The sequence below is a fragment of the Corynebacterium antarcticum genome, from assembly GCF_016595285.2.
GTDB classification, from domain to species: Bacteria; Actinomycetota; Actinomycetes; order Mycobacteriales; family Mycobacteriaceae; genus Corynebacterium; species Corynebacterium antarcticum.
Window position 1 is genome coordinate 553,637 of the sequence record NZ_JAENIP020000002.1, and the last position, 23,624, is coordinate 577,260.

Consider the following 23,624-nt stretch of genomic DNA (forward strand, 5'->3'; position numbering starts at 1 on the left):
CGTCAGCGGCACCGGCATTCCCGGAGTCGGTTCCCCCGTTGCCGACCGGTGCACCCTTGGTAGGGTGGCCGACGTCCGTAGCGCCGAGTCCCGGAAGTCTGGAGTGGTTGTCGTGCCGTACAAGGTGAGAGCGGTCGTATCCAGGGCCAAGGATGCTCCCGTGGAAACCGTCACCATCAATGTCCCCGACCCGGGGCCGGGGGAGGTGGTGGTGGACGTGCTCACCTGCGGGGTCTGCCACACCGACCTGCACTACAAGCTCGGCGGGATTGGGGACGAGTACCCCTATCTCCTCGGGCACGAGGCCACCGCGGTCGTCGCGGAGATCGGGGAGGGTGTGACCAATGTCGTCGTCGGCGACCGGGTGATCCTCAACTGGCGGGCCGTCTGCGGGCAGTGCCGCGCCTGCGCCAAGAGGCAACCGCAGTACTGCTTCAACACCGCGAACGCGACCCGGAAGATGACCCTCGAGGACGGAACGGAATTGTCCCCGGCCCTCGGGATCGGCGCCTTCGCCGAGAAGACCCTCGTCGCGGCAGGCCAGTGCACCCGGGTCGACGCGGACGCCGACGCCGCCGCCGTCGGGCTCCTGGGCTGCGGCGTCATGGCCGGTATCGGCGCGGCCATCAACACCGGTGAGATCAGACGCGGAGAATCCGTCGCCGTCATCGGCTGCGGCGGGGTCGGTACCGCGGCCATCGCGGGAGCGCAGCTCGCCGGTGCGACGACCATCATCGCCGTGGACCTCGATGACGGGAAACTGGCCACGGCCCGGGAACTCGGGGCGACCCACACCGTCAACTCCGGTGACACCGATCCCGTGGCGGCCATCCGTGAGGCCACCGGTGGATTCGGCGCCGATGTCGTCATCGACGCCGTGGGGATCCCGGAGACCTACGAGCAGGCCTTCTACTCCCGCGATCTCGCGGGTCGTGTCGTCCTGGTCGGGGTGCCCGATCCGGGCATGAAACTGGAACTGCCCCTCCTGGACGTCTTCGCGCGCGGAGGCTCGCTGAAGTCGTCCTGGTACGGCGACTGCCTGCCGTCGCGGGACTTCCCGATGCTGGTGGAACAGTACAAACTGGGCAGACTGGATCTGGATGCGTTCGTCAGCGAGCGCATCGGCATCGACGACATCGAGGAGGCCTTCGACAAAATGGGTGGCGGCACGGTACTGCGTTCGGTGGTGGAGCTGTGATGGCCGCGCGCATCGAGAACATCGTCACCTCCGGCACCTTCTCACTCGACGGGGGAACGTGGGAGGTGGACAACAACGTCTGGATCATCGGGAATGACACAGAGGTCATCGTCATCGACCCCGCCCACGACCCCGCCGCCATCCGGGAGGCGGTGGGTGACCGGAAGGTCACGAGGATCCTGCTCACCCACGGGCACGACGATCACATCCGCTACGCCCGTGAGTTCGCCGGGCTCGTCGATGCGCCGGTCCACATGAACCCGGAGGACCAGGTGCTCTGGGAGAAGGTGTTCCCCGGCACGGCCCCCGATCACCGGATCATGGACGGCGACACCTTCGACATCGCGGGAACGACCCTCACCGCACTCCACACCCCCGGGCATTCCCCGGGTTCCACCTGCTTCCACGCGGAGTCCCTCGGCGTCGTGTTCTCCGGGGACACCCTGTTCAACGGCGGACCGGGGGCCACCGGACGCAGCTACTCCGACTTCGACACCATCATCGAGTCCATTCGCACGCGGCTGTTCACTCTGCCCGACGAGACCGTGGTCAAGACCGGACACGGCGACGAGACGAGCATCGGTGCGGAGAAGCCGCATCTGCGGGAGTGGATCGAGCGCGGCCACTGAGGGGAGCGGGGTATTCCCCGCCAGATCCGTGACCGGCACCGCTGGCTCATGTTCCCACGGCCGCCCGCAGCCACCCGATGTCCCCGGCGCCGGGCCGCCGGCGGCGCCGCCGTCCCCGACCCGCGTTCAGCGGAACGACGTCGACGGCGCTGACCGCGGCTGCGAGCAACCGTATGGCCCGCACGGCATCCGCGCGGGCGGCCTCCTTTCCCGTCGTGTGGAGACCGACGTTCGCGGCACCGTCCGTGAGGATCAGCGCGCGGATCCGTTCGGGATCCTGCCTTCCGGCGATCCGGGCCGCCAGCAGCAGGGCCGACGCCAACGGTGTGCCGCCACCGGTCGGAAGTGAACGCACGCAGTCGCGGGCGCGGGACACGGACTTCGTCGGAGGAAGCCCGACGTAGGCATCCCGGCCGCGGGCGATGACAATCGCCACCCGGTTCCGCTGCCGGTAGCCCTGTTCCAGCACACCCAGTGCCACCGCCTTCGCCGTGCGGATCGCCCCGACGCCCATCGACCCCGACGCGTCGACGACGATGACGACCAGCTCGCCGCCCCGGGACAGGCGCACCTGGGTGCGCAGATCGTCCCGTTCCAGGAGTACACCGCGGGGATCGTCCGGGTTCGCGCGTCGCCGGACAGGCTGCCAGGGGGCCGCGGTCGCGAGCGTCGGCAACAGTGCCAGGGACTCACCCGGGTTCCGCATCGCCACGGAGCGGCGCGAGCGCCCGCGAGTCCGGGAGGGCTCGAGCGCGCCCCCACCGCCCGGCCAGCGCGGTCCGCGGGCCCGCCCCCGGCCGAGTCGCGGTGGTGGGGGCGGGGACTCCTCCCCGTCGGCGTCCTGTGGCGGTTCCTCCCGGTTCCGGGGACGCGGCGGTTCCGGTTTCTCCTCCGGTTCCTGATCCGGCTCCGTGTCTTCCGGAGGCTCCGGTTCCTCTGTGGGCTTGTCCGGTTGCCGGTCCGGCGGGGGCGGCTGCTGCGGCGGCGGGGAGTCCGGCACCCGGGGTGTGATGATCAGCGCGTGGACCGCGGACAGGATCTCCTCCTCATCCACTCCGGTCCGGGCGAGCGCCGCGGCGAAACGCGTGGTCGGGACGTCGAGGCAGTGGGCCGCCAGCCCGGCCGCGGTGAGAAGGCCCACGATCCGCTCGACCGGCACCTCGACACGGGGAGAACCACCTGCGGTCATTTCCCCGAATACGTCGGCGCCGTCGAGCAGCGAACGGAGCACCGCGACCGGGTCACCGCCACCGTCGTCCGTCAACGGGAGGATCAGGTGGCAACGGTCCATCAGCGCACCCGGAACCTCGGTCAGATCCGCCGCACGCACGAGCACCCGGGGGCTCATGATCGCGGCGGCCTGCTCCGTGGAGAGCACGTCACCGTGGGCCACCACCGCGGTCCGTGCGGTCCGGGTGGTCCGGTTGATCTCGGGCAGCTCCATCCCGGGCGTGACCGACACGCCACCGGCGAGTTCCCGGAGCGTCGGCCAGGCGGCGTCGACGAGAGCCGGGTCCCCGGTGACCACCAGCCCCACCCGCGGTGCACGGGCCCAGGCATCCAGCCAACGGCACAGATCGGAGGAGATCACGCCAGCACCGAATCCAGCCGTTCCTCCACGTCCGCGGGCGTCTCGAAGGCCTCGCGGGCGACACGGTGCCGCAGACACAGCCTCGCGACGGCGCGCACGTCCCGCTCCTCGACCGAGGCCCTGGACTCGAGCGCGGCGTGCGCCGCGGCCGTCCGGCTGACCACGAGTTCAGCCCGGTGCCCGACGGTGCCCGCGGCGGCACAGACCTCGATGATCCGTGCCAGCAGCCCGTCATCGAGCGTCACATCGGGCAGCAGGCCGCGGGCGGCCACCACCCGCCCACCCAGCTCACCCTGCCGGGCGGACACGGACTCCAGGAAGGAATCCGGGTCACGGTCGAACGCCAGGCGGTTGCGCACGATCTCCAGACGGACCGCGGGATCGGTGATGGTGGTGACCCACGTCGCCAACCCGAACCGGTCCTGCAGCTGCGGCCGCAGATCCCCCTCCTCCGGATTTCCCGATCCCACGAGCACGAAGCGCGCCGGATGGGTGTGTGACACGCCCTCACGCTCCACGATGTTCACCCCGGACGCCGCGACATCGAGGAGCACGTCCACCAGGTGGTCGTCGAGCAGGTTGATCTCGTCGATGTAGAGGAACCCGCCGTGTGCGTCAGCCAGCAGTCCCGGGCGGAACCTCGTCTCCCCGCGGGCGAGGGCGGCGTCGATGTCGAGGGACCCGATCACCCGGTCCTCCGTCACACCCAGTGGCATGTCCACCACCGGGGTGTCCAGCCCCGCCCGTTCCAGAAGGGCTCCGAGGGCACGCACCGTGGTGGTCTTCCCGGTGCCCCGGTCGCCGAGCGCGAGCACGCCCCCGATCAGTGGATCCACGGCACACAGCAGCAGGGCGGTCTTCATCTCGTCCTGGCCGACGATTCCGGTGAACGGGTAGGTGGGCACTGGTCGGGCTCCTTGTCGGCGGACGGCGATGTACGGAATCAGGGTACCTCGCCGGGGGAATCGTGGCTCCGGTCGTCACGCTGCCATGTGCACCGGCATCCCCTGGGAACGCCCGTTGCCGTGAGCTGCGTGAAGTGTGATCACAGGCGGTCACCGGGCAGCCGGGGTACCACGCCGTCCCCCTCGCGGTCTCCATGGAGGTGGGAGACGCTTCAGACCTGCTGATCTGCACTGGACAAAAAGAAACCCCAGCTGCATACCGACTCGGGTTCGGCAGAGGCGTGCGCTGGGGACTGCGTCAGAAAGGCTACTCCGATTCTGGAGGTTGAGTCAAGTGGACATGCTGCCTGAACACAGGGTCGCACTGGACCGGTCGATCGGACCGGTGCGGATGGGAACCTACGTGGTTGCCGCCGAGGGGGACAGTGATCGGGCACGGGCACTGTACCTGTGGGACCGTGAGCTGACGGCGGCCTTCTTCGCGGACCTCGCGATTCTCGAGGTGGCGTTGCGCAACGCGATGTCCGCCCGACTGAAGGATGAATGGGGCTGTGAGTGGTACAGGAACACAGACATGCCACTCGATGACCGGTCCCCGAACACCCTCAGCACAGCCTGGCGGAGAATCACGGGAGAGAAGACCGCGGACAGGCTCGTCGCACAGTGAATGTGCGGTTTCTGGCGTGGATTGCTCGACGCAGGGAGCTACACGGGAAAGAAACCACGGCGGATCAGATGCGATTACGAGGTGCTGTGGCGTGGTGTTCTCGACAAGGCTTTTCCCGGAGGTCGTGCCCTGGCGAGGGCCGAGAATCAACACCGGAACCGGGAGTACGCCTTCGCCGTTGTCAGCAGGGGCAACGAACTCCGTAACAGGGTCGCCCACCACGAGCCGTTGATCAACGGGTTTCCCCTACCGGGGCAGCGGGTGCGGGTGACCGCGAGGGAGGTACACGAGGACACCATGCATCTGGCTGCGATGCTCGACCGGGACCTGCACACGTTCCTCAGTTACCGCTCCAGGGTGCGGGAGATACTTGACGCCAAGCCATGACGGTCTCCCGGCGTCGTCCCCGCTCACACCTCCTCGATACCCTCCAGCACCCCGTCCAGCTGGTCGGCGATGTCCTCCAACCGGTCGAGCGTGTCCCGGTCGGCGTCCCACAGTCCCCGGTCGGCGGCCTCGAGCAGGCGGTTGGTCATGGAGTTCACCGCCGCGGGGTTGGCCCGCTGCATGCGCCCGCGCACGTCCTCGTCGAGGAGGAGATTCTCTGCGGCGCGGTCGAAGACCCAGCCGTCGACGGTGCCGGTGGTGGCCTGCATACCGAAGGTGTTCTCGAGCCGGGTCCGAACCTGCGCGACTCCGGCGTAGCCGTGGGCGAGCTGCCCCTCGATCCACTTCGGGTTGAGCAACCGGGTGCGTGATTCGAGCTGCATCGCGTCGCGGAGCGTGCCGACGTTGATGTCGGCCGCCCACGACTGGGAGACGAAGGACGCCGGGGCGTCGCCCCTGAGCTGGGTGATCGCACCGGTCACCCCGCCGAGGAACTCGAAGTAGTGGTCGATTCCGGCGATGGAGGTCTCGGCCGAGTCGACATTCTGGAAGGTCGCGTCGACGGTGCCGAGCACCTTCCGCAGGACCGCGCCCGCATCCGCGCCGTCGGCGCCGGTGCCCCAGGCGTGGCCCATGCGGGTCAGGTACATCTCGGCGAGATCCTCCCCACCGTCCCAGTCGCCGGCCTGCACCAGTTTGTTCACCCCGGTGCCGTAGGACCCGGCCGCAGCGGAGAAGATCCGGGTCGCGGCCTCCACCGCGGTGGTGTCCGTCTCCTCGGCGTGGGCGCGGGTGTGGGCCGCCAGGGGATTGAGTTCGTCGGGTTCGTCGAGTGCCGCGACGGCGCGCACCGCTTCGTCGAGGAGCTGCACAGGCTGCGGCAGCACGTCGCGGCACACGCCGGACAGGGTGCACACCACATCCACCCGCGGGCGCCCCAGATCCTCGGGGGAGAGGATGCGGAAGGTGTCCACGCGGCCCCGGGGTCCGGCGACCGGTTCCACGCCGAGCAGCGCGAACGCTTGGGCGATGCCCTCGCCGCCGGTCTTGATGTTGTCGATGCCCCACAGCACGATCGCCACCGACTCCGGAAAGCTCCCGTGCGCGTCGACGTGTGCGGCGATGAGCTGCTCCGCGGTCTTCCTGCCCCGCGCGATGGCGGAGGCGGAGGGGACGGAGACGGGGTCGATGGCGTGCAGGTTCCGCCCCGTCGGCAGGGCGTCGGGGCGGCGCGCCGGGTCGCCGCCGACGACCGGTGGGGTGTATCCGCCGGCGAGGACCCGGACCAGTGCGTCCAGTTCGGTGTTGGACTGCAGCTTCTCCTCCAGGTCGGCGAGGATCGCCGTGCGCTCCGCCTCGCCGGTGTCCGCGAGGTAGGTGGCGGCGAGCTCCAGGGAGCGGGCCGTCTGCCGCTGCTCCATCGGACGGCCCACGGTGTGCAGACCGAGGGCGATGGGGGAGCGGCGCACCCGTTCCAGTTCGCGCCGCAGCTCGGCCGGATCCTGCGCCTGCTCCACGGTGAAGTCGGCGCGGAGAGCGGCGTCGATGATCTCCCGCGGCACCGGTCCCGCTCCCCTGCCGGAGGACAGATGGGCGTCGAGAAGCTCGGCCAGTTCGTCCAGCGCGCCGTAGAGACCGGCGTCCGCCAGCGGTGGGGTGAGGTAGGTGATGAGGCTCGCCGCTGAGCGTCGTTTCGCGATGGTGCCCTCGCCGGGGTTGGCCATCACGTACAGGTAGTGGTGCGGTACCGAGCCGGTGAGCAGGACCGGCCAGTCGGCGGCGGCGAGTCCGGTCTGGCGACCGGGCATGAACTCGAGTGCGCCGTGTGTGCCGAAGTGCAGCATCACGTCGTGGCCGAAGACGTGTTCCAGCCACAGGTAGTAGGCGGCGAAACTGTGCGACGGCGTGGAGTCGTTCGCCATGAGCAGTTCGGCCGGGTCTGACACGTCCCCGAACTGCGGTTGCACGCCGACGATGACGTTGCCGAAGCGGGCTCCCCGGATGATCAGGTCGCGGCCGTCGGTGTCCACGGTGCCGGGCAGTCGTCCCCAGGGGCCGTCGATACGCGCGGCGTGCTCACCCAGCACCCTCGCGTAATCGGTTGCCCGCCACCGGGCGAGTTCGCTGGCCTGCGAGCGTGCCCCGCCGGCGCCGTCGCCGACGAGGATGTCCGTCAGTTCCTCGACGGTGTCCGGTACCTCGACGGTGTAGCCCTCCTCCTTCAGTCGGCGCAGGAGCGCGTGGAGGGAGGCGAAGACGTCGAGCTGGGCGGCGGTGCCGACGGTGCCGTCGCCGTCGTAGCCGAAGATCGTCACCGAGACCTTCCGGTCGGCGGGTCGTGCCCGGCGTAGGTCGATGGTGCGCCGCACCCGTTCCGCCAGGCGCGCGATCGCCGTGTCGTCCGGGGTGAGGTGGTTCGTGTCCACGTCGCGGCCCATGAACACCCAGGGCACCGTTGCGCCCTCGAGCTCGGGCACGGCGATGTTCATGCTCACCGCCGCGGGCCACAGGCCCACCGGCCCGGGGTCCGCGCGCCAGTCCGACAGCGTGCCGCGCTGCAGGGGGACCGGGGTGAGCAGCTGCGCGTCCGTCTCCTCCGCGAGTGCGGTGCCCTTGTCCGTGGCGGGGGCACCGTGGTTGCCGCAGGCGGTGAAGCCGGTGAGATTCAGCCACACGTCCACCCGGTTCTTCATGTCGCCCGGCATGTCCTCCGGGGAACCGAGCCATGTGCAGGTGGCGACGTCCAGACTGTTGAGGACGCGGGCGATGGTGCGCAGATAGTCGGCGTCGCCCGCGGCGACGTTCAGACCCGTGCCGATGATCCCGCAGGTACCCACCGGGTGCTCGGGCCCGCGACCGGTGTCGAAGATGCCCCGGGGGATGTCGTCGGGCATCGGCCCCGGGTCGACATCGGTGTGCCCCGCGACCAGGGCCGACAGTCGACCCGCGTGCACCAGACGACCCGGCGTGACCAGGCGCAGCGCGAGTGCGATCCGGGCCTCCGGTGAGGGATTTCTCGGCGGACGCCCCATCCCGGTGCCGTGTGCCGTGGCGATCTGGAGGGACTGCGCCACGGGCGGGGACGAGAACAGGGGCCGTCCACCAACCGCGGCGAGGATCCGTTCGCCGAGCATCGGATTCATCGCGCCCTGCACCCACACGACGTCCGCTTCCGGGGGCAGGTCCTCGTCGAGGGGCACGCGGATCAGGCGGATGTCGTGCTCCCGGTCCAGCTCGTCGGCGGCGCGTCCGATGGTCAGTAGCGCCGGGCCGGTGAAACCCCAGGCGACGATGGTGGTGGTCATGTGTGGTGCGGCTCCGTGGGCGGGGACGAGGTCGGGGCGGGAGGACGGTACCCACTCTAGCGCTCCGGTGCCGCGGGCATGAGCTGCAGTTCAGGATCCCGCGGGAGCCGGTGGATGGTGTTCCGCTGGATACCGTCGATGAGTAAGGACCAGCCCGGCGGATGTCGGAAAAGTACTGGTGAGAAATGGCTCGAGATCTCCTACAGGTGAACCTGATCGGGGCCACCCGATTGTCGGTACCGGGGAATCGGCGTTGACTCGGTGATGAACCACAATCCGCCGGTCGGGCGCTTTTCGCGCCGTCTCCCGGTGTTCCCCCTGGGGGATCTCCGGGAGCGTGTCGCCGCCCTGTCGTGGATCCATGCAGCAGCAGACAGGGGAATTCCCCGCTGAGGATCGTCATGAATCAGGCCATCAATCAGGTATTGAAGTGGGTTTTCTACGGGGTCTCCGGGATCGGGGCTATCTTCGTCCTGCTCTGTCTGAAGGACGGCGACATCGTGATGGCACTGTTGGTGGCCGCCATCTTCGGGGGTATGGCCCTGAAGGCGAGAACAGCCTATGAGGCGACCATCCCTGCAGAAGGGGTCGATGACCGGTTCGAGGGAACCACATTCATGTCCCTGGCGAAGAAGTACGAGCTGGTGGAGTTCTACGAGGAGACGTCCCTCACGTTCGACGAGGTGTCCGAGGCGGCCGAGGAATCCGCTGACGTTCTCCGGAAGTCGGGGATCAAACTGGATCGGGTCGGTGAGAGTGACGAGAGCATCTGGTACGAGCTCAGCGACATCGTCGGGACCGGGCTCGACCGGTACCGGATCGACTACGCGGCCACTTCCCCGGGTCGCGCGACCGTGACCTTCACCGTCGAGGAGTACAGCTACGTACGGCAGATGATGTTCCTCGTCATCCCCGCCAGCGGACAGCTGCCGACCCAGTCATTCAAGCTCTCCCAGAGGTTCACCACCTCCCTGCGTCGTCGACTCAGCCCCGGGGTGACGGCGGACTGACGACCCACCCCGGCCGGTACCGACCCCGCGGTGGCGGGACGGGAATCCGGGGATGACCGGATTCGGCGCGCGTCGAAATTCGGGAAACATCGACCGGCACCTTCCGTTGAGCCCGGAAACCGGCCCGGACTACAGTGGTTCCCATGAGTGAACAGAACGCCTCCGGGCAGGACCGACCCACCACGAGACAGCGTGTGCTGTCCGGCATCCAGCCGACCGCCGACTCCTACCACCTGGGCAATTACCTGGGTGCGCTGAAGCAGTGGATCAACCTCCAGGACGAGTTCGAGGCGTTCTACTTCATCCCGGATCTCCACGCCATCACCGTCGACCAGGATCCGAAGGAGCTGCGCGCCCGCACCGTCGGCGGCGCCGCCCAGCTCCTCGCCCTCGGCATCGACCCGGAGAAGTCGAGCCTGTTCGTGCAGTCCCATGTTCCGGAACACGCGGAACTCGCGTGGGTGCTCACCTGTCTGACCGGCTTCGGTGAGGCCTCCCGCATGACCCAGTTCAAGGACAAGTCCACCAAGCGGGGCGCGGACCGCACCTCCGCCGGACTGTTCGCCTACCCGATGCTCATGGCCGCGGACATCCTGCTCTACCGTCCGCAGTTCGTGCCCGTGGGAGAGGACCAGCGGCAGCACCTGGAGCTCACCCGCAACCTCGCGGAGCGGTTCAACGGCCGGTTCAGGAAGACGTTCCCGGTGCCGGAGGGATTCATCCCGACCGGTGCGTCGAAGATCTACGATCTGCAGGACCCGACATCGAAGATGAGCAAGTCCGGGGACAACCCCAAGGGCCTGATCAACCTGCTCGATGACCCGAAGGTCTCCGCCAAGCGCATCCGCAGTGCCGTCACCGACAACGACGGTGAGATCCGCTTCGACAAGGACAACAAGCCGGGCGTGTCCAACCTCCTGGTGATCCAGTCGGGGCTCACCGGAACCGGCATCGATGATCTCGTGACTGGCTACGAGGGCCGCGGTTACGGCGACCTGAAGAAGGACACCGCCGAGGCCCTCGAGGCGTTCGTCACCCCGCTGCGCGCGAAGTACGACATGTACATGTCGGACCGTGCGGAGCTGGAGCGCGTGCTCGCCCAGGGCGCGGACCGTGCCCGCGAGATCGCCTCCCGCACGCTCGCGGACGTGTACGAGAACATCGGGTTCCTGCGCCGCACCTAGCGCAGCACTGCGCATCAGCGTATCGACGGCCGTGCCTCCCGGAGGTTCGCGGCCGTCGTTCGCGTTGCGGGGGTCAGTGCTGCCCGGCGACCTCGTAGTGCGCCCGGATGCGCTGTTGCCGCCCGTCGAGGGTGACACGCCCGCCGTAGGGTACGACCAGTTGGGGCAGGGTGTGGCCGAAAGGAACCCCGAAGCAGCACACCGCGTGCGGGGCATAGTGATTGATGGTGCCCAGCACGGTGTCGCGCCAGGTGTCCGGGTCCAGGGTGCGTCCCTCGACATTGGTGGTGGGCGGCGCGGCGACGAGGATGCCCGCCGCCTGCCGGAGGAAGCCGCGTTCGCCGAACGCCCGCACTATGTCATTGATGCGCCCGGCCGGGGTGAGCTCCTCGGACGCCTCGAGCAGGAGCACCGCGCCGTCGATATGTTCAGGCAGTCGCCCGGCGATGGCGATCTGGTTGAGCACCTCGATGCATCCACCCCAGGTGCGGCCGCTGACGCGTTCCGCCGGGCCGGACCACTGCCACGGGATCGGGGCGTGGCGGGGGCCGTCTTCGGTGAGTGATCGGGGATCCTCCCAGCTGATCCCCACGCTCGCGCCCCACGAGGGGGCGGTCAGTTCTATGCTGTCACCGGCGAGAGCGGCGCGCAGGGTGCGGAGATGGGCGTCGTCGATGCCGCTGCCCGATCCCAGGTGCACCTGCGTGGAACCGCCGTAAACGCTGGGGATACCCAGTTCGTGGAGGAAGTTGTGCAGGTTGGTGTTGTCGCTGTAGCCGAAGAACTGCTTCGGGTGCGCCGCAATCAGGTCGGCGTCGAGATGCGGGATCACTGTGATCTGGTCGTTGCCTCCGATGGTGGCGAAGACGGCGTCGACCGAGGGATCGGCGAATGCCGCGTGGATGTCGGCCGCCCGGTCCGCGGGGGACGCATGGGGCTGTCTCGTCGTCGGGTACTCGACGGGTTCCCAACCGAGCTCCCGCATCCGCCTCATGGCCTGCTCGTGTATCCCCGGGAACACGGCGGGTACGGCGAACGCGGGGGAGAGCACGGCGATCCTCATGGAGGGCAGTATATGTTGCGCCCCGGGATCCGACCGTGAATGGATGTGGGGCCCGGCACGGTACTGTGCCGGGCCCCACCCACAGGGCGTGGAAGGGATCAGCCCTGTCCGGGACCGCTGATGAAGTCCCGGATCGCACTGACGATCTTGCTGAGGATGTCGGTGAAGGAGGTGATTCCCAGGAAACTGAACAGGCTCTGCAGCAGCGTTCCGATTCCGCCCGTGGAGGAACCTTCGGGCAGGCTCGATCCCTCGGAATCGTCGTCCCCTCCACCGGGGCCGGGGACCACGATGTCGCGGGAGCCGACGGTGACGGTCAGGGGCTCGGACTCGGACGGAGCGTAGGTCGCGGTGGTGACGACGCCGGTACGGACCACCCCGCCGCTGAACACCGCGTGAACGGTGACCTCGCCCGGCGTGGTGAACGTGTGCCGGAGGATCGCGGTCTTCGTGTCGGGGTCGAGTTCCGCGGTGCCCAGGAGGACATCGCCGCTGTAGAACGAAACCGTTCCGTCGACCCGGGTACCGTCGGTGTCGACGGCGGCGGTGAACTCCGCCTCTTCACCGGCCACGACTGTGTCTCCCCCCGCGGGGAGGGTGCGGCTGAGCGTGGTCGAGGAGGCGTGCGCCCCGGCAGCCTCGACCGAGATGCGGACGGCCGCGGAATCTGCCGCACTGTAGCGGCGCCCGTCTTCTCCGGTGCGCTCGGGGGCGAAGGCCGTGAATACGAACTCGCCCGATCCGCGGAGCTGATGGGTCAGGACGGCGGTCCCGTCCCCGTCGGTGGTGGCGGTACCGATGCGGACACCGTTGCTGCGGAAGATGATCTCGCTGCCCGAGGGCTCCCCTCCGGTCACCCGGTAGTGTGCCCGCAGGGTCACGGTGTCACCGAGCGACGCCTGGGCGGGGTCGATCTCCACATCGAGGGTGGGGAAGGCGACCGGAACGACGGTGACCTGGGCGTTCGCCGTGGCGCCGGCGACGTGCACCGTGTCGGTGGTGTGCTCGGCGAGGGTCGCGGTGAAGGAGTGCTCCTTCTTCTCGTTGGGCACCGGAGCGGAGAAGGTGGCGGTGCCGTTGACGACCTCCGAGGTACCGAGATCAACGTCACCTTCGCGGAAGTGGACGGTGAGGCCCTCCGGCAGGGCGGCCCCGTTCTCGGCCCCGACCTTCGCGGTGAGGGCCACGGACAGCTGATCGTCGACGAGACGGGTGTAGTCGGCCACGGCGTCGAGGGAGATCGTGCCACGGACCTCCTCGAGGTCCTTGGGCGCGACCGTGACCGTGACCGGCTGAGCCGCAGCGGACGGCCTGAAGATCCCGTCGACGCCGGTGTACGCCGCGGACACGGTGTGCACGACGGGCTCGCGGCCCTCCGGGACGGGGAACGTGAAGTCCGTGAGTTCGGCGACGCCGTCGGTGACCTCGATGTCCCGGGTCTGGTCACCGACGGTGAACCTCACCTGACCCCGGGGAACGCCCGTTCCGTCGGCACGGGTGACGTTGACCCGCAGCGCGCCCTCCGGAACCCGGGGATCGGCGTAGGACAGTTCGATCGGATCGGTGGTGGCGAAGGCGGTGGTTGTGTCCACCTGGCTCACGGTGGTGGTGCTCAGTCGTGAACCGGCGGCATCCGCGGTGCAGTTCACGGCGTCGTTGTTGAAACCCCAGAAGGAGCCCGGACGCACCTCGAGCAGGGAGAGCGTCGACGTCCGACCGGTGGTGCCGGCGTTGCGCAGTCCGGTGGTGATAACTGCACCGAGTTCCGTGGGGGCGGTCATCGTGACAGTCACGGCGGGTAGCCGGAAGCTGGTGCCCTTCTGGGCGGTGAGCCCCGTGGCGGCGTTGTTGCCGTTGTCGGCCCTGGGGCCGTTGTCTATGGTGAGGTTGCCCGCGGAGATCCGGGCGAATCCTCCGGCCGGATCCTCCAGACCCTTGTCGTTGACCCGGATCACCGAGACATCGGCGTCGGTGCCCGCGACGTTCATTCCGGTATCAGCGAGCTCGAGCCCGGTGACGGTGCCGTTCGTGGGCAGCGCGATGTCGTAGCGGATCCGGCCGACGTTCTCGGTGGTGCGCCACACACCGGGTGTGAGGGTGATCGTGAAGGTACCGCCCGGTTCAACGGTCTCCGGGTAGGTGGCGGTGACCGTTTCGGGGCTCAGGGAGACGTCCTGCTTCTTGTTGCCCCAGGTGGCTCCGTCGAGTTTGCAGGTGTACCTGACCTCGGTGAACCGGGTGGTGTCCGCGGTTTCAGCCGCGACGGCCGCTGACGGGGCTGTCCCCAGCAGGAGGCACAGGGCGGCCCCTGCGGCCGTGGCTGTGCGTGTGGTGGCTTTCATGGTTCTCGGTTCTCCTCGGGAGTGTGCGTCTGGTGGAGCGTTGTCTGTGTGCGGTGGATGGTGGCTAGGACGATCCACCGGAGAACCCGGTGAAGAGGTTGATCAGCCACGTCCACAGGGGGGCGAGGAGGGCCAGCAGCGCAGCGAAGGGGCTGTTCTCCTCCGTGCCGGTCTGCGTGCCTGAACTGATGCTGGTGTCCGAGCTGCCGCCCGCCTCCTGCTCGCCGCCGGTGACGGTGACGGTGTGGGTGCCGGTTGCGGTGACACCGTTGTCGCCGGTGAAGGTGACCGTGACGGTACGGTCCCCACCGCGGGCGAAGGTGAGGTCGACCGCGGCCCTTCCCCCGGAGACCGGCATCGTGACGGCCTTGCCGTCGGAGTCGATGAGAGGCTCGCCGTCAACGGAGAAGGAGAGCGAACCGGACACCTCGCGGATGTCACCGTTGTCCGGGGTCACCGTGATCGCGAGGGGGAGGGGAGTGTCGGCGGCGACCGTCGCGGCCGCCTCGATCCCGACCGTGACGGACTCGTAGCTCGAGGCGGTGACCTCGACGTCGAAGGGGCGGGTCGCGGGCTGCGCGGACGAGCCCTCGGCGGGGGTGAAGCGCAGTGTGACCTGTTGTGTGCCGCCGCGGGCGAAGGTCATCGGGAGTGCCGCGGTGCCGGCGGTGACGGGGACCGTCGTGGTACGGCCACCGTGGGTCGCGGTGAGGGTGCCGTCCGCGGCGGGGGACACCGTGACCCCGAAGGTGGCTTCCTCGAAGGGGCGGACCCGCTCCGGAGGGGTGAGTGCGAGCGATGTCGAGGTGGCTCCGGCGGTGACGGTGGTGTCGGCCGTCGCGGGTGTCTGGGACGCATCAGCGGGGATGTATCGCGCGGAGACGGTGAAGGATCCCTCGCGGTCCGGGACGAAGGTGAAGGTCGCGGTGTTGTCCGTGACGGGGACGGTCACCGTCCGCCCGTCGGCGTTGAACACCACGGTACCGTCGGCTGCGGTCGTGTCCACGACCGGTTGAAGCTCGGCCGTGACGGTGACCTCCTCGCCGGGGCGGACCGTGTCCTGCGGTCCTTCCAGCGTGAGGACGGTGTAGGAGGTGCTGGAGACCGTGATCTCCGTACGCTTCTCCGCACCGGCGAACAGTGAACCCTCGGCCGGTGCGTAGGTGGCGGTGAGTTCAGCGGCTCCCGGGGTAGACGGCACGGGGAGCGAAGCGCTCGTGCGCCCGTTGTTCAGTGGGACGGTGACGGGATCACTGTCGCCGAGGCGGAAGGTGACGGTACCGGTCGCGGTCGCGTTCGTCGTCGCCCGCACCGCAACCGTCGAGTCGGCTCGGGCGGTGTCGGGTGCGGTGACCGCGAACTGCGAGTCCCGACCCGCCACCTGGACCTGCGTGGTGGAGGTCGAGGGGGCGAACAGATGGGCCTTCGCCGGGGTGAAGGCCGTGCGGAGTTCGTGGACGCCGATGGACGGGAAGGTGAGTTCCGCGGTGGCCGTACCGTCGTTCACGGTTGCCTCGACCGTGGTGTCACCGGAGGAGAACCTGACGGTACCGGCGGCGTCCGGGGGATTGACCCGGGCCGTGACGGTGGAGGGAACGCCCGCGGTCGCGTCCGGGGCGGAGACCGTGAGGCCCGTTTCAGCGGCGGGCCCGTTGTCGACCACCTGCACCGACGCGAGTGCGGAGGCCTGCGGGGCGAGGGCGGCGTCCTTGTCCTGCCTCGGGGTGCACCGCGTCGGGGCCCACAGCGTGCCGACGAAGGGAGCCTTGATCTTCGCGAGCATCGTGAGGAAGTTCTCGTCGGCACCGTAGTTCGCTGCGTTGCCGCCGGTCCGGACACCGAGATCAGCCGACCCGGGTGTCTCGGACCGGAACTTCAGTGCCACGACGGGTAACTTCATGTTGAGCCTGTCGTTCTGCACGATGTGCGTGACACCACCGGCTGCGGTGCCGCTGGTGTTCGGCCCGTTGCCTACGGTCGCGTTGTCCGCGCTGGTGATCCGCAGAAGGCCACCGTTCGGGTCCTCGGTTCCCGACTCGTTGATCCGCTTGACGGCGAAACCGGCGAGATTGGATCCGTTGCTGTCGAGGCTGCTGTCCACGTAGGTGAGGCCCGCCGGGATCGCGAGATCGAGTTTGATGCGTGAGACGCTCTCGATCCTGGCTCCGTAGGAGAGCCCTCCGACGTTGATCTGCACGGGCTTGATCGCGAGCTCGACCGTGAAATGCTCGCCGACACCGACGGTCTCGGGGGCGGTGATGTCCACCGAGACCCCGTCGTCGCCGGTGGAGAAATCCTGGGGATCCGCGAACTTGCTGGGGGTGGCCTTGCAGGTCAGGGGGATGTTCGTCGATACGGTGTGCTCCGCGGCGGCCGCACCCGGTACGAGCAGGAGACTGCCGACCAGGCACACCGTGGTTGCGGTGGCGATACGGGAGAATCTTGACATGAAAGTGTTCCTTGAACGGGGGATCGGGGAATGGCCCTGGGAGAGGCTACGGAACCAGTATGCTCAGCGCATTCCCGGAAAATCGGTTCGCGGAGAAGTTACACGGAATCTTCATCTTCCATGAGAGCAGTGTTAACGCTGAGGAAATGTAGCCTCGGCGAAGCATCGTCGGGTCTTCCGTTGCGGCCTTCGTGGAGTGGCGCGGCAGCCACGCGGAGATGTGCCGGGCCTCCGGCGGTGGTCGATCGACGGCGAGGGCGCGGTGGCCCCGGGTCATCGCCGTTCAGGAGGGTCCGGTGGCGGCGGATGACGGCGGGGCGGCCCGGGCCGGGTGGTCGACCCGGACCGCCCGGGGAATGTGGCTGTGCTGATTGCCGCCTTGTCGCCTACTATGCCTACTCTGAAGGCACCTGCTGTTTCTCAGATGATCTTTTTCACCGACCCAGAAGGACCGACACGACTGTGGCATCAACGAAGACCGCACCGAAGAAAACCGATGAGTTCGGCATCGAGCGGGTGACCCAGGACGATCCAGGCGTGGTGGACAGGTACCGCGAGAAGTGGCCGTGGTTCGACCACGTCATGCGCATGCAGGAGCGGTACGGCTCGATGGGGGGAAACCAGTACGCCGCAGGCATCACGTACTTCTCGGTGCTGTCGATGTTCCCCATCCTCATGCTCGTGTTCGCCGCGGTCGGTTTCGTCCTCGCCAACCACCCCACCGCCGTGATCGAGGTCCAGGACCGGATCAACAGCTCGATATCAGGTGACCTGTCGGAGCCGGTGAACAAGGTCCTCGACACCGCGATCGAACAGCGTTCGACGGTCGCCGGTATCGGTGGTCTGACCGCACTGTGGTCGGGGCTGAACTGGATGAACCATCTCCGGTACGGCGTGTCCATGATGTGGAAGGCCGACCCGACCGAGGGGAACTTCGCCATCCGGAAACTCCGGGATCTCATCGGGCTGATCGCGCTGCTGTTCGCGCTGATCATCGCGTTCGGTGTCACGGCGGCGGGATCCTCGAGCCTGACGGCTATTCTCCTGGAGAAACTGAGCCTGGACCACATTCCGGGGATCACGTACATCGTGTTCGCGCTGACCCTCGTCATCGGACTGCTGGTGAATTTCATCGTGTTCGTGGGGCTGCTCCGCTACCTTCCGCGGACCCACGTTCCCAGGGCCGCTGCTGTCAAGGGTGCGATCCTGGGCGCCGTCGCCTTCGAGATCTTCAAGCAGATCGGTACCGTCTTCTTCTCCAAGGCGCTCGACAATCCGGCGGGTGCCACCTTCGGGCCGATCATCGGTGTGATGGTCCTGCTGTACTTCGTCTGGCGGATCCTGCTCTACAGTTCCGCGTGGGCGGCGACGACGGAGGAATCCCTCGAGCAGACCCATACACCGGTACCCGAGCCCGCCGTGATCCGGGTCCGCAATGACGTCGACCCGGTTCCCGATCCGAAGGCCTCCGCGATGCTGGTCGGTACCGGTGCCGCGATCGGGGCGGCCGGAATCGCGGTCGCCCGGAAGATGTTCGGGAGGTAGGCGCAGGCCTTCCCCGTCTCCTGGGCCCCGGGGCGTGGTGTGTCTTCCGGCACACCACGCCCCTTTTCCACGGGCTACCGACGTCGCTGCCGGGTACGGCGCCGCTCCGCCAGCCTGCGGTTGAGGGCGATCCCGGCGATGAGAACCACGAGGAACAGCACCCCGGTGGTGGCCGCCGCGGGGCCCCACGCGGGCGACCTGTTCCCGGTGGCGCCGGACGCGTCGTCCCCACCGGTTCCGGTCGGTGCGCCGGCGGCGGGGGAGCCGGCCGCCGTCACCGACGGGGACGGGACGGCGGAGACCGGCGGGAGCTTCTCCACCGACCCGATGCCGGTGCCCCGCGGGACCGCGTACGCCGCATCGAGGAGGCGTCTCGCCTGCTCCCACGGCCGTCCCCTGTCGACGGTCGTGTCCAGGATGATCGCCGCCAGGCGGCGCCCGTCGACATTCTTGGCGCCGACGAACGTGTGCCGGGCGTCATCGGTGAAACCGGTTTTCCCGCCGATGCCGTCCGGATCGTTGAGCAGCAGATGGTTGTCGTTCCAGACCTGGAACCCCTCGTGCTCCGGCCCTCCGGGGAAGTCCACGAAATCGGTGTCGACGATGCGGGCGAACACCGGGTTCGCCCACGCCTCCCGGTAGATCAGGGCGAGATCGAAGGGTGAGGTGGACATCCCGGGGCCGTCGAGGCCGGTGTAGTCGGCGACGCGGGTGTCCTGGGTGCCCAGTTCGCGCGCTTTCGCGTTGACCAGCTCCAGCGTCCGCTGATCGCCACCGAGTTCCTGTGCCAGTGCGTGTGCGGCGTCGTTGCCCGAGGCCATGAGCAGGCCCTGCAGCAGCTGTTCCACCGTGTAGCGGCCGTCCTCGACCAGCCCGACGCGTGAGCCCTCCATGTCCGCGGAGTCGCGTGTCGCGACGACCGCCCTGTCGAGGGGCAGATGCTCGAGTGTCACCAGCGCGAGCAGAGCCTTGATGATCGACGCGGGCCGGTATCTGCCGTGCGGATCCTTGGCTGCGATCACGTCGCCGTCGTCGAGGTCGAAGACGATCCAGGCGGTCGCCGTCTGTTCCTCCGGAACGAGGAACCCGGGTGCCGCGGTCACACCGCATTCGGCCATCGCCGGACCGCCAGCCGGCCTCGCCGCGACGGGCAGCGGTGGCGGCACAGGTCGTCCGTCGGTCGGTGTCTCCGAGGCGTCGACCGGCTCCACGGGTGTGGTGGCCCAGGGGCAGCCGTCGGTCAGCGGGGCGGCGGGCCGCCCCGAGAGCGCGGTCTGGGGTGGTGTGGTCGTGACCGTCAGGGTGGCGGTGTCCGGTTGTTCCGCGGTCGCGGTGAACGGGGAGGTTGAGAGTAGTGCCGTCGCTGTGACTGCACCTAGGAGACGTCTTCGCATGGTTGCCCAGACTACTTCGGGTGCGGTGTCCGGGCGCGGTGACCCACCGTGGCCGGAGACCGGAACCACGATCTCCCCGGAGGGGAACCGAAGGTAGATTGTGGGCCATGGACATCAGCAGCAGGCAGACACCGAACTACACCCCGGAACACAAGAGCCTCACCCGGGAGACCGTGGCCACCCTGCCGAAGGTCGTCCTCCACGACCACCTCGACGGCGGGCTCCGTCCCCGTACGGTGATCGAACTGGCGACCGAGTGCGGCTACGGTGCGCTCCCCGCCACGGGCCCCGATGCACTGCGCGGATGGTTCGTCGACGCCGCCGATTCGGGATCGCTCGAGAAGTACCTGGAGACCTTCGCTCACACCTGTGCGGTCATGCAGACCATCCCGGCGCTCCACCGGGTGGCGCGGGAGGCGGTCGAGGACCTCGCCGAGGACGGGGTCGTGTACGCCGAGCTGCGTTTCGCACCGGAGCAGCACCGGGAGCGGGGACTGGAGCTCGGGGCCGTCGTGGACGCCGTCGTCGAGGGGATCATCGAGGGGGAGAAGACCGCGGCTCTGGCCGGCCGCACCATCCGGGCGCGGGTCATCCTCTGCGCGATGCGGCACGCCGACCGGGCGCAGGAGATCGCCGATCTGCTGGTCGGATACCGGAACGACGGGGACCGGGAACACCGCGGGTACGTCGTCGGTTTCGACATCGCCGGGGCGGAGGACGGATTCCCGCCGAGCTGCTGCACGGGGGCGTTCGAGACACTGCGCCGCGAACTCGTCCCATTCACCATCCACGCCGGTGAAGCCGCCGGTATCGACTCGCTCGAGGGCGCCGTGAGGGAGGGGACCTGGCGGATCGGTCACGGTGCGCGGCTGTACGAGGACTTCACCGCCGACCTCGACACCGGCATCGAACCCGGCCGGGTGTCGGCCTTCGTTCGCGACCGGCAGATCGTTCTCGAACTCGCCCCCAGCTCCAACCTGCAGACGGGCGTGGTGGACGACCTCGTCGACCATCCCCTGCCGCTGCTCCAGCAGCTCGGGTTCGCCTGCACCGTGAACACCGACAACCGTCTGATGTCCGGGACCACGATGACCGACGAGATGATGCTGCTCGTCGACACGTTCGGCTACGGGGTCGGCGAGTTGTTCGAGCTCACAGCGACCGCGATCGGTGGGGCGTTCATCCCCGAGCCGGAGCGCAGGGAGATCATGTCCACGCTGATCGTGCCGGGCTGGGACGAACTCGCGGAGAACGGAACCGGCGGAACCACCGGCCCAGTGACCGTGGACGGGGACCGGGATCCGGGTGCGTCGTTCGAACTTCCGGAGGAGGATCTCGCCGGGATCGACCCGCAGCTCCTCGCCGAGCTGGGCATCGATCCGGATGATCTGCGGCCCCGCGGCTGAACCGGGACCGTCACCCGGATGCGGGAAGGCCCCATCCCGGTACCGGGATGGGGCCTTCGTCGTCGTGGTGGGATCAGAACCGGCTGAAGCGGCCGACCAGTCCGTTCTCCAGCTGACGCCAGCCCTCCGCCTCCGCGGTGTAGGGCGCTGACGGGGAGTACCCGGAGGAACCGCCGATCATGTAGGCGATGTACTCCTGCAGTGCCGGGTTGGCCACCAGAACGGAGTTCACGGCGTCGTCGCGGGCCCAGTCGGCGGCATCGGCGAGCAGCTCGTAGGCCTGCCGCATCTGCTCGGTGTCCACTTCCTTCGGACCCCTGGTGATGTCCTCGGTCAGCCCGGTGAATACGTACGTGTTGTCCGGGTGGGCGATGACCTCGAGCGTCCCGCCGTTGATGCCGTCCATGATCTCCGACCAGGTGGCCGTGGCAGCCAGATCATGTTCATCGTGTTCCGCCAGCCAGCGGAGCATCGCCCGTCGGTTGTTGAAGGTGTAGATCTGGCCGAAGTGGCCGAGGAAAACCGGCTGGCCGTCCACGTAGGTGCGCAGGGTGTAGAGGGTGCGGCCCTCGATGGCGATCTTCACCGGGTCGATGCCGGCGGTACCCCACAGGGACACGTCGTAGGGGTCTATCTGCGAAGCCGCCTCCTCGGCGGCCTTCTCCTTCTCGACGCGGGCCCGCTCACGGGCCTCGACGGCGGCGTCGATCTTCTTCTGCGCGGCCTCGACGGCCGCGGCGTCCTGTTCCGGAATGACGTAGCACTCGTCGAGTTCGTCGACGACCCGGTCCCAGTTGGACAGCACCGCCCGCCCGACGGCGGACCACTCCGACTCCCCGTTCTCGACCGCGTAGTGGTCGGCGCCGCGCTCGACGTTGGCGAGCACGGAGTAGGAGGAGAAGAAGGATCCGATCGTGGTGGAGTCGATGACGTCGCCGAGGGAACGCGCGACGGCGAGTGCGCGCGCTGCACCGGTGACGTTCTCGTGGCTCGGCCGGCCCGCGAGCAGTTCCGGGGCGCCGATCACATCGCAGTAGTCCCGCTTGCCGGGGACGACCCTGGCCGCATCCCCGTGCTGGAACGCCTGCCACTTCGGGTGGTCACGCAGGTCGTGACGGGCATCGGATTCGATGAATGCGAGCAGTTCGCCCGTGGACCGGAAGAGGTAGACATCATCCCCGTTTCCGAGGAATGCCTGCCACTCCTGCCCGTGCTCCCTCCACTTCGGGGCCCACAGGGTGTGGAAGTCGCCCTCTGTCAGGGCGATGGTGATGGGGACGATGCCTTGTAATGCCATGGGTGCAGATTCTAGCGTGCTGTTTCCGGCGCCGTCACCTGCCGTGCCGTGAATGATCTACCCCGTGGGGCGCCAGAACCCGTAGAAGTCCATGCCGTTGTTGGTGGTGCGTAGCGGGGAGATCCCCACCGGGCTCCCCGCCTCGATGATCTCGCCGTCACCTACGTACATCGCGACATGTCCGTTCCACACCACCAGATCGCCCGCGATGAGCTCCTCGGCACTGACCCGTCGGCCGACGGTCTGCTGCTCCGCGAGGCGCGGAAGCTCGACCCCGGCCTGGGCCCACGCCCACTTGGTCAGTCCCGAGCAGTCGAATCCGCCGGGCTCCGAACCACCCCAGACGTACGGGGTCCCGACCATCGAGCGGGCGGCGTCCGCGGCCTTCCGGCCCGCGTCCAGACCCGATGGTTCGGGAGGGGAGAGCGTCGGACCGGGCACCGGTGCAGGTGCCGGCGGAGCTGCGTCCGCGGGGACGATCCGGGGCAGGCGCGTGTCGGTCACAGCGAGCTCGCGGAACCTGGCCGCGAGTGGTCGCAGGGCCATCTCCATCGTCGCTATCCGCCCGGTTGCGGCGGCCACCGCCCCCGCCACGATCGCGCCCAGCCGCAGGACCGCGGCCGTGACGGTGACGGGGTTCGGGGCGCAGAGGAGCGGCAGGACCGGTCGGGCGGCGTTCACGGCCGTCGAAGCGATCAGAATGAGATCATCCCGGGTGGAGCGGAGGACCACCAACGCGTTTCCGGTGGTCAGGAGGAATGAGCCGAAGTCCTCCTTCAGTGATTCCGCAGCTTCCAGGAGTGCTGAGGCGTCCGTACCGAACATCCCGGCCAGAGCGGGAGCCGAGGACACGTCGGTGACGCAGGTGTCCGGGGGATGGATCTCCGGCGGGAGGAGAGACGAGATCGTGTTCAGACCGTCGAGCAACCCGGCGAACGGAGCCGTTGCCCGGGCCAGGGCATTCATGCTCCGCACCCCCTCGCCAGCGCGGTGTCCGCATCGACGACGGTGTCGATGTGCCCGCCGGGACCGCCGTGGATCGTTGCGAGGTCCCGGACGTGGTCCGCCAGTGTGATCCGCCGTCGGTTCAGGTTCCGTGCCGCATCGGCGAACGCGGGGATGAGGTCGAAGGTGCCCGGGGTCGGAGCCGGAACCGGGGCTTCCTCGATCGGGGTGGCATCGGCGCAGTGCGCCAGGTCCCGGGCCAGGGCCCGGGCGTGGTCTGGATCGAGAGTGAGAGTGTTCATGCACC

At 68.6% G+C, this 23,624-nt stretch carries 18 protein-coding genes; 8 read left to right on the forward strand and 10 right to left on the reverse strand.

The window, feature by feature from the left end:
• Positions 1–112: 112 nt before the first annotated feature.
• Positions 113–1,198: an S-(hydroxymethyl)mycothiol dehydrogenase gene (locus tag JIM95_RS06665; protein ID WP_200256099.1), complete on the forward strand. Its 1,086-nt coding sequence runs from the start codon at positions 113–115 to the stop codon at positions 1,196–1,198.
• Entirely contained in the window at positions 1,198–1,827 is a 630-nt protein-coding gene (locus JIM95_RS06670) for an MBL fold metallo-hydrolase (RefSeq protein ID WP_200255860.1), read from the forward strand. The genes JIM95_RS06665 and JIM95_RS06670 overlap by 1 nt, the downstream gene beginning before the upstream one ends.
• A gap of 46 nt (positions 1,828–1,873) precedes the next feature.
• Here JIM95_RS06670 and JIM95_RS11485 read toward each other — a convergent pair whose 3' ends face one another.
• Positions 1,874–3,418 (reverse strand): VWA domain-containing protein, encoded by a 1,545-nt coding sequence (locus tag JIM95_RS11485; protein WP_200255861.1) that lies wholly within the window; start codon positions 3,416–3,418, stop codon positions 1,874–1,876.
• The gene (locus JIM95_RS06680) at positions 3,415–4,323 is read right to left on the reverse strand and encodes a magnesium chelatase ATPase subunit I (protein WP_248113256.1); all 909 of its coding nucleotides are present in this window, start codon (positions 4,321–4,323) and stop codon (positions 3,415–3,417) included. The genes JIM95_RS11485 and JIM95_RS06680 overlap by 4 nt, the downstream gene beginning before the upstream one ends.
• Positions 4,324–4,663: 340 nt before the next feature.
• Between JIM95_RS06680 and JIM95_RS06685 the strand changes: the two genes are divergently transcribed.
• Together JIM95_RS06685 and JIM95_RS06690 are read left to right on the forward strand one after the other, a co-directional pair.
• Positions 4,664–4,990 carry an Abi family protein gene (locus JIM95_RS06685; RefSeq protein WP_234034348.1) on the forward strand — a complete coding sequence of 109 codons (327 nt, stop codon included), beginning with the start codon at positions 4,664–4,666 and terminating at the stop codon, positions 4,988–4,990.
• A 21-nt stretch (positions 4,991–5,011) separates the two neighbouring features.
• A complete protein-coding gene (locus tag JIM95_RS06690) occupies positions 5,012–5,377 on the forward strand; it encodes a hypothetical protein (protein ID WP_234034349.1) in 366 nt (121 codons plus the stop codon).
• Between the two features lie 23 nt (positions 5,378–5,400).
• On the opposite strand, the gene JIM95_RS06695 is transcribed toward JIM95_RS06690, so the two are convergent.
• Positions 5,401–8,682 (reverse strand): cobaltochelatase subunit CobN, encoded by a 3,282-nt coding sequence (locus tag JIM95_RS06695; RefSeq protein WP_200255862.1) that lies wholly within the window; start codon positions 8,680–8,682, stop codon positions 5,401–5,403.
• A gap of 401 nt (positions 8,683–9,083) precedes the next feature.
• Here JIM95_RS06695 and JIM95_RS06700 point away from each other — a divergent pair, with 401 nt between their 5' ends.
• Both JIM95_RS06700 and trpS read left to right on the forward strand, forming a co-directional pair.
• Positions 9,084–9,692, forward strand: coding sequence for a hypothetical protein (locus JIM95_RS06700; protein ID WP_200255864.1), 609 nt, complete (start codon positions 9,084–9,086; stop codon positions 9,690–9,692).
• Positions 9,693–9,835: 143 nt separating this feature from the next.
• A complete protein-coding gene (gene trpS, locus JIM95_RS06705; RefSeq protein ID WP_200255866.1) occupies positions 9,836–10,876 on the forward strand; it encodes a tryptophan--tRNA ligase in 1,041 nt (346 codons plus the stop codon).
• 73 nt (positions 10,877–10,949) lie between these two features.
• Here the strand turns inward: trpS and JIM95_RS06710 are convergent, their stop codons facing one another.
• From JIM95_RS06710 to JIM95_RS06720, 3 genes are all read right to left on the reverse strand, one after another.
• On the reverse strand, positions 10,950–11,939 hold the full coding sequence (locus tag JIM95_RS06710; RefSeq protein WP_200255868.1) for a S66 family peptidase: 990 nt from the start codon (positions 11,937–11,939) through the stop codon (positions 10,950–10,952).
• 98 nt (positions 11,940–12,037) lie between these two features.
• Positions 12,038–14,281: an Ig-like domain-containing protein gene (locus JIM95_RS06715; RefSeq protein ID WP_200255870.1), complete on the reverse strand. Its 2,244-nt coding sequence runs from the start codon at positions 14,279–14,281 to the stop codon at positions 12,038–12,040.
• 64 nt (positions 14,282–14,345) lie between these two features.
• A complete protein-coding gene (locus JIM95_RS06720) occupies positions 14,346–16,730 on the reverse strand; it encodes an Ig-like domain repeat protein (RefSeq protein ID WP_200255872.1) in 2,385 nt (794 codons plus the stop codon).
• A gap of 462 nt (positions 16,731–17,192) precedes the next feature.
• Here JIM95_RS06720 and JIM95_RS06725 point away from each other — a divergent pair, with 462 nt between their 5' ends.
• Positions 17,193–18,275, forward strand: a complete 1,083-nt coding sequence (locus JIM95_RS06725; RefSeq protein WP_248113264.1) for a YhjD/YihY/BrkB family envelope integrity protein — start codon at positions 17,193–17,195, stop codon at positions 18,273–18,275.
• A gap of 74 nt (positions 18,276–18,349) precedes the next feature.
• Here the strand turns inward: JIM95_RS06725 and JIM95_RS06730 are convergent, their stop codons facing one another.
• Positions 18,350–19,669 carry a D-alanyl-D-alanine carboxypeptidase family protein gene (locus JIM95_RS06730; RefSeq protein WP_200255876.1) on the reverse strand — a complete coding sequence of 440 codons (1,320 nt, stop codon included), beginning with the start codon at positions 19,667–19,669 and terminating at the stop codon, positions 18,350–18,352.
• A gap of 107 nt (positions 19,670–19,776) precedes the next feature.
• On the opposite strand from JIM95_RS06730, the gene JIM95_RS06735 reads away from it, so the two are divergent.
• Positions 19,777–21,075 (forward strand): adenosine deaminase, encoded by a 1,299-nt coding sequence (locus JIM95_RS06735; protein WP_200255878.1) that lies wholly within the window; start codon positions 19,777–19,779, stop codon positions 21,073–21,075.
• Positions 21,076–21,148: 73 nt separating this feature from the next.
• Here the strand turns inward: JIM95_RS06735 and JIM95_RS06740 are convergent, their stop codons facing one another.
• From JIM95_RS06740 to JIM95_RS06750, 3 genes are read right to left on the reverse strand one after another with little or no spacing between them, the layout of a single operon-like run.
• Positions 21,149–22,372: a hypothetical protein gene (locus tag JIM95_RS06740; RefSeq protein ID WP_200255880.1), complete on the reverse strand. Its 1,224-nt coding sequence runs from the start codon at positions 22,370–22,372 to the stop codon at positions 21,149–21,151.
• A gap of 57 nt (positions 22,373–22,429) precedes the next feature.
• Positions 22,430–23,338: a C40 family peptidase gene (locus JIM95_RS06745; protein WP_234034350.1), complete on the reverse strand. Its 909-nt coding sequence runs from the start codon at positions 23,336–23,338 to the stop codon at positions 22,430–22,432.
• A complete protein-coding gene (locus JIM95_RS06750; RefSeq protein WP_200255882.1) occupies positions 23,335–23,619 on the reverse strand; it encodes a hypothetical protein in 285 nt (94 codons plus the stop codon). The genes JIM95_RS06745 and JIM95_RS06750 overlap by 4 nt, the downstream gene beginning before the upstream one ends.
• Between the last annotated feature and the right edge of the window lie 5 nt (positions 23,620–23,624).

Coding starts and splice junctions, on each gene's coding strand:
- JIM95_RS06670 (WP_200255860.1), top strand. CDS start 1,198: ATGGCCGCGCGCATCGAGAACATCGTCACCTCCGGCACCTTCTCACTC.
- JIM95_RS06685 (WP_234034348.1), top strand. CDS start 4,664: ATGCTGCCTGAACACAGGGTCGCACTGGACCGGTCGATCGGACCGGTG.
- JIM95_RS06695 (WP_200255862.1), bottom strand. CDS start 8,682: ATGACCACCACCATCGTCGCCTGGGGTTTCACCGGCCCGGCGCTACTG.
- JIM95_RS06700 (WP_200255864.1), top strand. CDS start 9,084: ATGAATCAGGCCATCAATCAGGTATTGAAGTGGGTTTTCTACGGGGTC.
- trpS (WP_200255866.1), top strand. CDS start 9,836: ATGAGTGAACAGAACGCCTCCGGGCAGGACCGACCCACCACGAGACAG.
- JIM95_RS06710 (WP_200255868.1), bottom strand. CDS start 11,939: ATGAGGATCGCCGTGCTCTCCCCCGCGTTCGCCGTACCCGCCGTGTTC.
- JIM95_RS06715 (WP_200255870.1), bottom strand. CDS start 14,281: ATGAAAGCCACCACACGCACAGCCACGGCCGCAGGGGCCGCCCTGTGC.
- JIM95_RS06720 (WP_200255872.1), bottom strand. CDS start 16,730: ATGTCAAGATTCTCCCGTATCGCCACCGCAACCACGGTGTGCCTGGTC.
- JIM95_RS06730 (WP_200255876.1), bottom strand. CDS start 19,669: ATGCGAAGACGTCTCCTAGGTGCAGTCACAGCGACGGCACTACTCTCA.
- JIM95_RS06735 (WP_200255878.1), top strand. CDS start 19,777: ATGGACATCAGCAGCAGGCAGACACCGAACTACACCCCGGAACACAAG.
- JIM95_RS06740 (WP_200255880.1), bottom strand. CDS start 22,372: ATGGCATTACAAGGCATCGTCCCCATCACCATCGCCCTGACAGAGGGC.
- JIM95_RS06745 (WP_234034350.1), bottom strand. CDS start 23,338: ATGAATGCCCTGGCCCGGGCAACGGCTCCGTTCGCCGGGTTGCTCGAC.
- JIM95_RS06750 (WP_200255882.1), bottom strand. CDS start 23,619: ATGAACACTCTCACTCTCGATCCAGACCACGCCCGGGCCCTGGCCCGG.